At 39.8% G+C, this 12,457-nt stretch carries 10 protein-coding genes; 6 read left to right on the top strand and 4 right to left on the bottom strand.

All coding sequences use genetic code 11. The features are described 5' to 3' along the window. Positions 1-248: 248 nt before the first annotated feature. The 3 genes from A8L45_RS17890 to A8L45_RS17880 form a co-directional block, all read right to left on the bottom strand. Complete coding sequence (locus A8L45_RS17890) at positions 249-929, bottom strand: hypothetical protein (RefSeq protein WP_068904732.1); 681 nt, start codon at positions 927-929, stop codon at positions 249-251. Between the two features lie 663 nt (positions 930-1,592). Continuing rightward, a complete protein-coding gene (locus A8L45_RS17885; RefSeq protein ID WP_068904731.1) occupies positions 1,593-1,877 on the bottom strand; it encodes a hypothetical protein in 285 nt (94 codons plus the stop codon). 437 nt (positions 1,878-2,314) lie between these two features. Next, on the bottom strand, positions 2,315-4,414 hold the full coding sequence (locus tag A8L45_RS17880; protein ID WP_068904730.1) for a pre-peptidase C-terminal domain-containing protein: 2,100 nt from the start codon (positions 4,412-4,414) through the stop codon (positions 2,315-2,317). 387 nt (positions 4,415-4,801) lie between these two features. Between A8L45_RS17880 and A8L45_RS17875 the strand changes: the two genes are divergently transcribed. The 3 genes from A8L45_RS17875 (at position 4,802) to A8L45_RS17865 (ending at position 8,022) form a co-directional block, all read left to right on the top strand. Next, entirely contained in the window at positions 4,802-6,130 is a 1,329-nt protein-coding gene (locus A8L45_RS17875) for a sphingomyelin phosphodiesterase (protein ID WP_068904729.1), read from the top strand. Next, positions 6,127-7,122 (top strand): hypothetical protein, encoded by a 996-nt coding sequence (locus A8L45_RS17870; RefSeq protein WP_068904728.1) that lies wholly within the window; start codon positions 6,127-6,129, stop codon positions 7,120-7,122. Before A8L45_RS17875 ends, A8L45_RS17870 begins: the two co-directional genes overlap by 4 nt. Positions 7,123-7,842: 720 nt before the next feature. Next, complete coding sequence (locus A8L45_RS17865) at positions 7,843-8,022, top strand: hypothetical protein (protein ID WP_068904727.1); 180 nt, start codon at positions 7,843-7,845, stop codon at positions 8,020-8,022. 146 nt (positions 8,023-8,168) lie between these two features. Here the strand turns inward: A8L45_RS17865 and A8L45_RS17860 are convergent, their stop codons facing one another. Next, positions 8,169-8,708 (bottom strand): hypothetical protein, encoded by a 540-nt coding sequence (locus tag A8L45_RS17860; RefSeq protein WP_068904726.1) that lies wholly within the window; start codon positions 8,706-8,708, stop codon positions 8,169-8,171. 1,489 nt (positions 8,709-10,197) lie between these two features. On the opposite strand from A8L45_RS17860, the gene A8L45_RS17855 reads away from it, so the two are divergent. From A8L45_RS17855 to A8L45_RS17845, 3 genes are read left to right on the top strand one after another with little or no spacing between them, the layout of a single operon-like run. Further along, on the top strand, positions 10,198-11,049 hold the full coding sequence (locus A8L45_RS17855; protein ID WP_068904725.1) for an ABC transporter ATP-binding protein: 852 nt from the start codon (positions 10,198-10,200) through the stop codon (positions 11,047-11,049). Continuing rightward, positions 11,046-11,729: a hypothetical protein gene (locus A8L45_RS17850; RefSeq protein WP_068904724.1), complete on the top strand. Its 684-nt coding sequence runs from the start codon at positions 11,046-11,048 to the stop codon at positions 11,727-11,729. The genes A8L45_RS17855 and A8L45_RS17850 overlap by 4 nt, the downstream gene beginning before the upstream one ends. A 2-nt stretch (positions 11,730-11,731) precedes the next feature. Continuing rightward, positions 11,732-12,451, top strand: coding sequence for a hypothetical protein (locus tag A8L45_RS17845; RefSeq protein WP_068904723.1), 720 nt, complete (start codon positions 11,732-11,734; stop codon positions 12,449-12,451). Positions 12,452-12,457 lie beyond the last annotated feature (6 nt).

Genomic DNA, 12,457 nt, shown 5'->3' with positions numbered 1-12,457 from the left:
GGTCACTCTCTCACAGACATATCTACTGTCATCTTTGCCGACTTTCTTAAATAAACTTTCGCGATAGACTTACCAATAGAATATGGAAGCAAGTTCAAGCCATATTTAGTGCTTACAGAAGCAGACATGTGTGGATATCTTTTTTAATGAGGTGTTTACTGCTGTAATACTGGGATCCAGTCATTCGTGTAAAGATTGAACAACGGCGTCAGGACGTTGTTCAATCAATTACGTATCTCTAATGCATTTTATCCACGAGGTATGCTGCCTTCGTCATCTGGGTGAGAACCACCAAGATACTCTTCAAGTGTGGTGAAACCGTCATTATCGCGATCAAGCACTGCATCTGCGGCATCTTTATCTGAATAGCTATGTAACTGCTCAAACCATCCCGGTAGCCCATCTCCATCTAGATCATCGGGCAACCCGAACGCAGTATTGATGGATAAACGTATCGTTTTTTCATCCTTCGAGAAGTCGGCGTTGTAAAGCATAACGTGAGCGTAAACTCTACCCGGTGTCGGAACATTTGGGGTGATAGCATTTTTCTGGTTGCTATAGCGGCAGTCTGTACTTTGTATACGGCTCCAGTTTGTCGTGTCATAGAAATCTACTGTGCAATCTACAGAGCGAAGATCCCCCGAAACAATATTTACATAAGCAAACAACTCAGAGAATGCATCAGGACGATCAAGGTAGGCGCCCACCCACTCTCGCTGCCCTTTAGTTAAGGAAATGTTCCCGGTTGCCTGACTGTAATGAATAGCATCTACAGTTGAGGGAGACACTGCCGTATGTTGCACTTGAGCAGAGTAGTTGCGAGTATCCTTAATGATTGATTCTGTCAGTGGCGCTTCTTTCGTCACAGAGGCCGATGCAGACGCGGCAAGAATCCACATAGGTGCTGCTATCAATAGACTTTTTTTCAAAACCAGTTTCCTTATATTCGGAGAAAGGATGACGCTTAAACGTCGTGGTAAAATCTCAATGAACAAAAATCTATACATTTAATGAAAAATAAACTAGTCAATTATTTATCTCGCTTACATATTTCTAGTGAGTCTTCACTTAAAAATGTAATGAAAACTCACAGTCTTCCATATCTATTGAATTGAATGCAAAATATTGAAATTATTAGTTAAAAATTAAAATTAATAACATGAATATTTTATGATTTGCGTGAGTATCAACAAGCTGTGGGCTAAGTGATTATTACAAAACAAAGGCCGAAAGAAATGTATTGGGGAAGAGGTTATGACGCTTTCTTTTATGGTGCCTAAAACCTACATGCAGTCGTCAAATGGCTTAGGCAAAAGTACACGGCAACATTAACAAAAAGTTGTTCTTAAGTGAGATATAGATTAAGTAGTGATTGATGATGCTAGATTAGTTTATGGACAGTCCATCATCTTCTATCGAGGGAATCTAACAGGTAAATTGAAATTTGCTTTGAGTCTTGTAATCAGTGTCTATCCCGTGTTCTTCGGGTTTTGTCCGACAGTCAGCACCATACAGATTTACCCTCCAAACTTTCGTAATTGAAGTCGTGGGGTATGGCACTGAAGCCAGCATACCCAGATTTTCTACACATACTAATTTGGTGGTTTAGTACAGCACTTAGGTCTCAGGTGCTCGGGTAAAAGAGGCGTATCAATTTTCAGCGTTTTTTCTCTTAACTGACCGATGTACATCACTGCAGATTCAGACAGCCAGACTGGTGATTCAAAGTCCATTCCACCAACAAGAAACTGACCATTTTTTCGCTTTGCTATGATTCCGGACTTACCAACATGTTGACCACGTTTTATCCAAACGGCACGACTTTGAAGTCGTGAGTCAATCACTCTGTAGTCTCTTTGGATTAGACGTTCCTTCATACATCCCTCTCCTATTTCTTACGCCACTAATACTTCCTAAGACAGACTCCGTTCTTTCCATAGAAACGGGCGGTTACTCCATCTCTCGAACGTCGTATTCATTAGCGTCGGTATTGTTAATCTAATCAATTCTCTTTTTTGGCGCTTAAAGTCAAACACACGTTTTAACTTTGAGATCGACATTTGAATAATCAGGGCTAATTGCTTATTTTTCAGCACGTTTAAGAATACGGTTCACTGATTATTTAACGGGCTTAAATCGTCGGTTTACATTGAATTTTGCAGGGCTTTTATGTCAGCAAGCCATGCCTAACCGGACATAAAATATGCCCACAATAAACAGATAAATGATCAGATTGAGTGTTGAAAAAATGCCTACAGAATCACACCGAGGCTGTTTTATTAGAGCGCCGGACAAACCGGCGCTCGTAACAAAATCAACGGCGCTCTACGTCAAGTGTTACATCAGAGAAAGCTCGGTATGCGCGCAAACCGATGAAGACGACATCTCCCTCGCTTGCCGTTACGTCGCAGCTTTCTGAATTACCGCTGCTGTACGGACGACAGTCATAGGTATTGATGGTAGGACTTTGATTAACACGAACATACAAATCCGCATCTCCTGTCCCTCCAGAGCTTTTTACCCTCAACGCTCCAACACCTGCCTCTACTGGGTATTCAAACGTCAACCACTCATTATCCGGGGCAGATAGTGCTGTCTTCGGCCAATCAGGCGAACCGACATTGCTCGTTTCTGCTATCAGCGTTACATCATTAAAATTGGAATAGCCAATGATCTTAATGAAAACTCTACCCTGATAATTGCCCGAGCAACTCTCAGCATTACCTGCGCTATATGGACGGCAGTCCCATTGATCTTTTGTTGGTTCAACCCCTGCTTTCACATAGAGGTCTGCATCGCCAGTCCCCCCTGACATTTTCACATCAAGTCTTGTCTGATCTTCTGGCATATCAATATAAAAGACTAACTCCTCTCCTTTATCGCCAGAAAGATTCGAGACAGGCACACCTGGTTCCAATACATTTGAGTCTTTACCTACCTCAATTGTCTCAATACGTTTATCCGTCTTACCCTCGTTGTCAGTCACTTCAAGGACCACATTATAAGAGCCAGCCTCCGAGTAATAATGATTGATCCTTTCTCCAACTCCAGTCGTTCCATCACCGAACTGCCAGACAAAGGCATCTATGGTTCCGTCGGTATCAACACTTCCTGATGCATCAAAAGCGCAATCGAGTTCGTTGCAACTTTGCACAAATGTAGCTATCGGTTTACCGCCCACCTCGTTGTCTCCAACTGGCGGGACATTGCCAAAGTAACTCGCAACCTGTGGCCATATTTTATCAATCCGAACACCTTGGTTCTCACAACCACCAAAATGGTGGAGCGCAATCGCTCGACCGGTATCTGCAGCTAAAACAGGCGAGCCGGAGGAGCCCCCAATGGTGTCACAGAAATAACCGGTGTCGACACCCGTAGCTCGTCCATTTGCGCTCACCACATCAATCTGACAAAGACCACCATTATTCTGATCGCTTTCAATTGCTAACTCTTTTGGATTACCAGAGCCATGCTGAGCAATGAAGATCCTCTCATCCTGAACCGGAGGACGAACCTCAAGTCCGAAGAAACCAAAGTCGGCAATTTCAGCAAAACCGTTTACAGAGAATAAGGTGTAATCAAGGTCATAATCTGTTTTCAGCAACTGGTCACCCGTTACTTTAACGACTTGTTGAAACTCTGAACCATTACATGCAGTTCGCTGATAGTTGAACCATACCTCGGTATCCTGTAGACGTGATTCTGTAGCGACACAATGGTTATTGGTAAACATGTGGTTATCCTGTCCAACTCGCCAACCTGTGCACAGGCCGCTATTAGCGATCAGCAATCTGGCAACAGGTCGGGTGCGCTCGAATTCTACAGGATGTGAATCTTCCCAACAGGCAACATCTCTACGCTCCATTTCACCGCATGTGGAAAATGGTGATACGGAATCATCGAAACTTACATCATCAACGATCGCGACTGTCTCGTTACCCTGGAAGTACTTATCGATTTCAACGCCATGCTCAGCAGTCCAAACGACTCCATTTGGCACAACAACACGAACGATAGCTGTTTCACCGGTAATTGACATAGCGGAAAAACGCGTGAGGCCGTCTTCACCGGCAGATGTATTGAATGTGGAGGCTGTCGTAGACAACCCATCGTAGATATATTTTTCAGTTCCCATCGGATTAGACACTTCAAGATAAGCGCCTGCTGGCAACACCACACGAGAAAAATGCACTTTTATAAAAGTGGCACCATCAACAGAGATAGTGTGCTCTGACACACGTTCACCCGCCACCAAGGTTTGCGTAAATTGTGTGGCATTGAATGACTTGCTGTATGGAACAGTATCAGATATCACAGGCGGCTTAATGCTTTGTAGCTCTGGTGACGCCGATACCGAAACAGGAAGGGTCAGGCTAATTGCCAATGCCAACCATTTAACGCTGGGAGTTTGCATATACAGATTCCTTTCATATAAAAAAATAGAAAACAAAAAACAAATTTCATATGTATGGTTATCTATACAATTTGGGGAGTTCAATAAAAACGATCACAAGAGAAATTTCTTCCCCCAAAAATACTATTCAGGTCATTTTGTTGTTGAAATATCGAGAAATGGAATAATTAAAACCATGACGAATATTTACTCTAATTATCTTGATGAGCGAAAAAAGCCAGTGAATCCATACACGTTAAAAATAAAAAACAACGATAGGAATAAGCTTTTGAAATTGCGGGTAAGTGATGTCGTTCTAAAAATTCAAAGTGACATTATTGGTTAACAAAAATGACACTCAACTTCTTTACTTTCTGCGCTGACTAATCAATCACTAAGGATTTAAACATGCTGTCACCCACTCGTCTGATAACGGCGTTGTCTCTTGTGTTATCTAGCCAAGTTATCGCGGATACCGATTTGTATTTAACGAATAATTCGAACGACGTCTTGTTCATCGATGTTCGTCATTTTGGTACCGACACTTTGGAAGAAGGTAATGAATGGATTCAGCATGAGGTTGAACTGGCACCATGGACATCAGCACCAGTATTAAGTTTTAACCGATGGCAAGGTGTTAAAGCGGGCAAAGAATATAATTTTGAAACCAGAGTGACTAATGCAGCTGGTGACACTGTCACACTTCATCAGCAATTGAAAGGAAGATGGCATAGCACTTCATTCACACATGGTGTTTCTTCATCAGACAATCCATTAATTTGGAGATCTGATCGAAATATTCACCGTGTGAATACAGACGAATTTGGTGAGCGAAAAACAGAATTAGCCGTTAAGTCTGAGTCAACTTGGCGATTCGATGATTTGTATTACAGCATTACACCAGAAAAAATTGATGAGCAGACTAACCCTGATCCCAATACCCTTAAGATCATGACTTATAACATCTGGGCATTGCCAGGTATTGCCTCGAAGATCTCCGAGCGATTTGCTCTTCTCCCTGATCATCTTAAAGGTTATGACGTTATCGCGTTACAAGAAGTCTTCGCAGGCGGTCGTGAAGCATTTTTACGCACGCTTGCTGAAGAATATCCGTATCAGACTAAAATGTTGAATAAGCCCGGTGTCAACGTGCACGACGGAGGCGTCACCATTGTCAGCCGATACCCAATCGTCAGAGAGAAACAAAAGATTTATGACCAATGTAGCGGTGCTGACTGCTTTGCTGATAAAGGTATTAACTATGCCGAAGTGATCAAAGGTGGCGAGTCATATCATATTTTCGCAACTCACGCGGCTTCATTTGATACTGATGAGGCTCGCAAAAATCGCCAGCTTCAATTCAAACAAATGCGTGCCATGGCAGAGTCTCTAGACATCCCAACCAACGAAACTGTCATTTACAGCGGTGATATGAACGTCAATAAACTGAAATTTCAGGATGATTACAAGCAAATGCTTCGTACTCTAAATGCGTCTGAACCTATCTATAGCGGTTACGACAGAGCGACATTTGATCCACGGATCAACAGCTACGCCGGGAACGCGCTTTCAGGAGGAGACAGCGTTGAATATCTCGATTATGTGCTGTTGGACAACAAGTATGGCCATCAACAAGAAAACAATAATCGTGTTGATGTACCGCGAACTACAGATACTAGCGTGTGGGGTAATTGGAACCTCTCTGACCATCAGCCAGTTACAGCAATCATAAAATGAAGCGTTTATATATTCTGGGTGGCCTGTTGGCCGCCCTTATTTTTTTTATCTACTCGATGAGTGATGTAGTTACTGATACCCAACCAGTTGCCTATGAGATAACTAATGATACCGCTATCAGCAATGCCTCATCTCTTTCAAAACAGGATGTACATATCGATACCGCCGAATCTGTGGCGCTTCCCGCCACGGATCGCCCATCCGTTTTGCCGTTAACTCAACAGAATCCATTAAACTTTGCGCAGGGAAAGACACTGATTTCAGCAATAAACAATTTCTGGTTTCATTGCAAGCAAGCTAACAACTGCGCCATTAAGCTGGGATCTCTTCAGTCTCAGTTGGGTGAGTCACGGTTTTTGTTGGTCCGGGATTACCCCTACCTAAACGAACTCTGGCAACAAAGTCAGGCTGAAATCGACTTAAATAGTTTGGATAGCTTAAGAGATAAGATTAATGCATTTAAAGATGCCGCAGTGGCAATTTGGGGGAGTAACGCCCAAATAGTGTTGGCAGACCAACTAACGTATCTTCAATTCCAACTAGCTAATCAGGATTTACGAGATAGTGTTGTTGCTGCGCCCGACCTAGGAATACAGGAAATTGTCTCTCACATTGAAAAGTGGCAGGTAAGCCTAATAGATGAGACTGATTCCACCAAGAGCGGAATATCAAAAGATTTGATCAAATATGAGCTGGCAATAGCACTTATTCCGTCATCATTGGATGAGAGTCAACAAACCGTCTTTCGTGAAAAGCTAGCCCAACGTTACCTAAATCCCGAACAACAGAAAACAATCTTACACCGCCAGAACCAGCGTCTGAGACAAGCAACGATAGTGGAGAAATATCAAAGTCAATTGCGACAATATCGGACAGCACTCAATGAACTCAGACAGACTGAATATTTGCACATGGACGAAGGCGAATGGCAATCTTTTTATCAACAGAGAATCCGTGAATTTCGCAAGGGCTTTTTTTCTATCAATCATTAGCAGACAAGAGATGATGGAACTTGAGATATAGCAGCATAAACAAAGCATCAACTCATTGATAAAACGTTATGTTAATAGAGCGAGTCAAGCTGTGGCACGGCAGCTTGAACTCTCCCCCTACTTTGTCTATCGTTAGAATGCTCTCGGTTACAACGTTTACCACAAGTATGTCTTGTCATATCGAAAGCACTTTAAGATTATCAAACTAGCGTCCTCTTTTCCCTTTAGTTAAATTGTATTGATAATAAACAAGTTACTTTTAATATAGTTATGTCCCTTTAATAGAGAATAGTCTTGAGAAAAGATAAAAGTTCGATAAAACAGAACCTAAATTGCATACCCATACAAATACATTGCTAACTGATTATCTATGGGTTTCGAGACAATATTAGTATTTATTTATAAATGACCATTTATGAAGAAGTGCCTAATTTAGAGGTAGTAAGCAGGATAAATCATTTTCACATGTTGTTACAAAACATGTTGCAGCCATTGCACTATCATATTATTGCTGTGACCATTTATAGACGAAGAGAAAATACAAAAAGTTCAGGCCTGTAGGACGGTGATACTGAAATAGAGTGTATCTAAACGGTAATCGTGTAAAGCTGAACACAATGAAGAAGTTTCTGGCTCATCTCCACTTAATGGGTTAGAATCTGCGAAGAACGTACGTTCTATTCTCAAATACATCAACTAATAGAATTAAAAAAAACATATATGAATGAAACACTACCGACAAGCCGAACTGACTGGCTGATTTATTTTCGCCGTGCAAAAACAGTAGATACGTTGGACCTTATGCTCGACGGTGCATTGAGAAAATTGAAAACTCCACGTGAACAGGCTGATGCGATACTAGGACATGAAGCTAGGCTTAATGAAATTGAAAAAGGATAATCTCAACCATACTGGTAGAGATGTATTAAAAATTACTTAAACATTTTATGTATGGCGTTTAGATATTCATTGGAAACATTCTCGAACCATATGTGTTGCTAACCAAGAAGGAACTCCTAAAAGTTCCCTCAAAAAATGAAAGCTATTTATAAATCTATATACCAGCCAAGACTTTCTGCTTGATTGACTAAAGATTGTTTGATTTTTATTTTTTTACTTGAGTCGACGAAAGATTCAAGACCGTGATTGAAATAAGATTGACCATACTTTCTGGTTTCTTTACCAAAAAAAGCGAATGAAGGTATCTTTATTTCATTTTCTGCAATACTGAGTTTAAAGGATACTGGCTCTTCAATATATGGCTTGTCATTGATAACCCAACCGCTCTTGGCACGGCAACGGTATTTCACCACTTCATACTTTCCTGGTGCAATATCAGTGTTAAGGGCATAATCTTCACCCGGTTTAACGTAGAAACTCGCGGATTCGACTTTTGAATCAGTACTCCCAAGAACAATAAAATCAATGCTGATTGATTGACAAGGAAAGTTTTTATCAAACTCATTTCTGCCTTCCACGAAGGTTGGTAACGCAACAGCCCCAGAACCATTGGCTTTAGACAGTGAAGAAGATGAGCATCCTGTCAATGCTATCGCTACACCCAAAGTTACCACTGCTTTTTTCATTTTTTTCACTCTTTACTCAAACAAGACAAGGCAATTCTTACTTTTCTACCAAATTTTTTCATCTTATTACTAAATAAATTCGAGTTATATAACATTCTTATACTGGATCAATTCATAAAAAGTGACGTGAATTTTTCGTCATCAATTAAAAACACAACAACTTACATTAGTATTAACTTGAATAAGTGTTGAGTGATTTATCGCCAATGTAAGAGATTAATCATAGACTGAATGAGATATAAGATATCAATAGATACGTAGGCCTTTCGATCACTTTTTCTATAAATAGTAAAAGTAATGAAAAGATAGTTTTGTAGGATTAAAGTATATGTTATTCAGAAAGAAATAATAAGTGTCTATAATATAAGATATTTTAATTAGATATTTGATGAAAATAAAAATCTATTTTTAATAAGATACTCGTTGAATAAATTTACGGAAAAGTATCTTTTCTTTACATCGACGCTGGTTCGAATGTATTAGGGAAAGCAGGGAATATCGCAATTAACCATTGTTTCAACCTACATTTTATTGAACGATGGACTTTTTATTTCAGACTGTCAAAGGCCATTTTCTTTTGATACAACACCAGCACATAATGTACGACTATCTGTTATAAGTACCGATTATAAATCCTCCGTATCTGCCCTCAAAAGATAAAATCGTTGGTCCAGCTTCCTGACACCTGCCCTACACTAATAGAAACACACGCTTTTTGAGCGCTTACTGTCTACGTTGTGTATTACATAATGCAACTATGGATACACAAATCGATAGAGTCCCATTGGCCAATTATCTCTCCACAACTATCTTTCTCGTACGCATTCAAATCCCGTGCAAATAAAGATAGAGAAAATGCTCTCACATTGCAACTAATTATCACGTAAGAATTAGTATATACATCCCAGTCACTTCAAACTGACATTCACCACAGCTCTAACTCCACCACTCCGTGACAAAATGCGCGTACTTGAATCATTAATTTACCATCGATGTTTTTCTAGCTGTAAACCATTGACGCACAACAACCAAGACATAGAGTGTTAAGGTACTTTTCGAGAGATTAATCAGTATTGGTAAGGATGAAACGCATCGCAACATTCAATCCATGGATTTCATCAGCGTCTCTAACCTACCCGCGTTAAATCTTCTAATTAACTCCGTTGCCCACACCCAAAGAGGTTATTTTTTGCGCAAATTACAGATTCTCCTCCCTGTAATTTCGAAAACTACTGAAAAATAATATTGAAAAATATAAATGTCATTTACATTTTTTTTAGATCTTGGTCGTTCTTAAATTGTAAAGATTGTAAATCCTATATTTTCCTAAAAATTTTTACGTAAAGATATCCAATATAAAATTAAAAATACCAATTAATAAAAAAATATGCCGATATTAAATGATTTTATGACGATGAAATAAATAGATTCGAAATATTAATCCTAAAGTTTAATGTTAATTTCTTAGATTTATAATTAAGGATAATAAATGATATCTGTCAGTGAACTGTGCTTTTCATATCCATCATCAGAAAATAAGACACTAAAAAATATAGCATTCTCTGTTAAAGAGGGAGAAATTTTTGGATTTCTTGGGCCATCAGGCTCGGGAAAGAGCACAACTCAAAAAATACTTTGTGGGTTGCTCAGAGGTTATGAAGGGGAAGCTAAAATATTAGATAAAGAAGTACGTGACTGGGGACGACAACTATATCAAAAAATTGGTGTGGGATTTGAATTACCCAATCACTATGACGCTCTTTCAGCATTGGAAAACCTTAATTTATTTGCCGCTATGTATTCGGACGCAAATCAACCGGAATATCTTCTTGAACGAGTTGGATTGTTAGAACACAAAGACAAGCCAGTCAATAGCTACTCAAAAGGAATGAAAATGCGTCTGAATTTTGCCCGCGCGTTATTGGGTAAGCCGCAGCTTGTCTTTTTCGATGAGCCAACATCTGGGTTAGATCCTACCAATAGCGTTAAAATAAGAGAGTACATTAAAGAGCTTCAACAACAAGGTGTTACTGTGTTTATCACCACACACAACATGCATGATGCAGATGAACTGTGTGACCAGGTAGGGTTTATCTCAGATGGCAAAATAATGAATATTGACGCGCCATTTGAAATGAAGCAGCAATATGGGAAAAATCAGATTGAAGTAACATACAGTGATCATTTAATAACGAAAAAAAAATCATTTCCACTTGAGAAAATAGGTGAAGATAGTGAATTTTTCGCATTACTAAAAAATAGTAAAATAAAAAATATTCATAGCCAAGAAGCGAGCCTAGAACAGGTATTTATTGAGCTGACAGGGGTAAGCTTGACATGAATCAAACTCTTGCATTATTCAAGGCTGAACTTCTTTTTCAGACAAAATCTGGTTTTCTGATTGTCGGTAGCATTGTCACTATATTATGGCTTTGTATACTTGTATTTATACCCGAAACCAGCGTGTCTACATTACTCGGCCTTGTTCTTACCCTCGACGTTTCATCAGTGGCATTAATCTTCTGTATGGGTTCACACCTTATCGAAAAGCGCCAAAACGTTCTTTCAGCATTTAGTGTTACGCCATTAATTATTGGTAATAAGATTTGGACGAGAGTAACGCTTATAAGCCTGATGACGTTATTCATTAGTTCTGTAGTTACTCTATTATTTGCAACACCCAGTGACGTTGTAGACATATTATTCGTATGCGCAGTTAACTCCGTGTTTTTCTCTGTCGCAGGCTACCTTCTTGCCATTCATACGAACAATATTAGCCAACTTATTGTCAGATTAGGATTAGTCAGTCCACTGTGGCTACTGCCGTATCTGTCTTATTTTGACATTTTCTATCATCCTGCATTTTACCTAGCGCCAAGTTTTGGGATGACTATGATGATTGCCACACATTCTCAATATGGCGGTATAACAATACCTAACCTTCTGAGTGCTTTATTCTGGTTACTCTCCTTCTCTTGCTGGCTCCAATATGCTTATCCAAGATCACTCTCACGGAGTTAAACATGGTCATTTCGCAAATTTTAAAAACTGACACTCGCCGAATTTTAACCGATCCTTTCATGATATTTATGTCTATCGCGCCTTGGGTGACGGCCATCATCACTAAGGCTGGCTGGTTATATATGAATAAACATTATCCAGATATTACTCTCGATCCTCTTATTACCTCACTGGCCGTTGCCTTATTGACACCAATGAACATTGGAATCGTTCTCGGCTTTCAGCTCCTTGAAGAGAAAGAGCAAGGAGTATTTAGAGCGATCTCGGTGACTCCACTTAATAACGACTACTATCTTTTTTATCGCTTTGCCATCACAGTCGTAATCGGCAGTATCATGACCTATTTTGTTCATGAAATACTGGGATTGATAAGCCTACCACTTGTATTTTTACTGCCGGTAATATTAGTTGCCACTTGTCAAATCCCGTTACAGTCGCTCATGATTGCCAGTTTCGCCCGTAACACACTTGAAGGCTTCGCCGTAATGAAAGGCACTGGTTTCACGCTCTTGGTTCCATTGCTAGTCGCGTACTTTTTTAGTGATTATTCAATAAGCTGGCTTGCCGGTATTTTTCCATTCTTTTGGTTAATTAAAGCCTACCAGTTTGCTATTAATGACCAAATTGGCCTCTTCATTGCCTCTTTATCGGTAGGGATCAGTTATACCCTTTTACTATGCTGGATTTTATTCAGGTACTATCGCACCAATGCATTAAAGTAATTGTTT

Origin of the sequence: Veronia pacifica, from assembly GCF_001707825.1 — a bacterium.
GTDB classification, from domain to species: domain Bacteria; phylum Pseudomonadota; class Gammaproteobacteria; order Enterobacterales; family Vibrionaceae; genus Veronia; species Veronia pacifica.
Note: the sequence above shows the minus strand (reverse complement) of the source record. Positions and strands in the feature narration are given on the sequence as shown.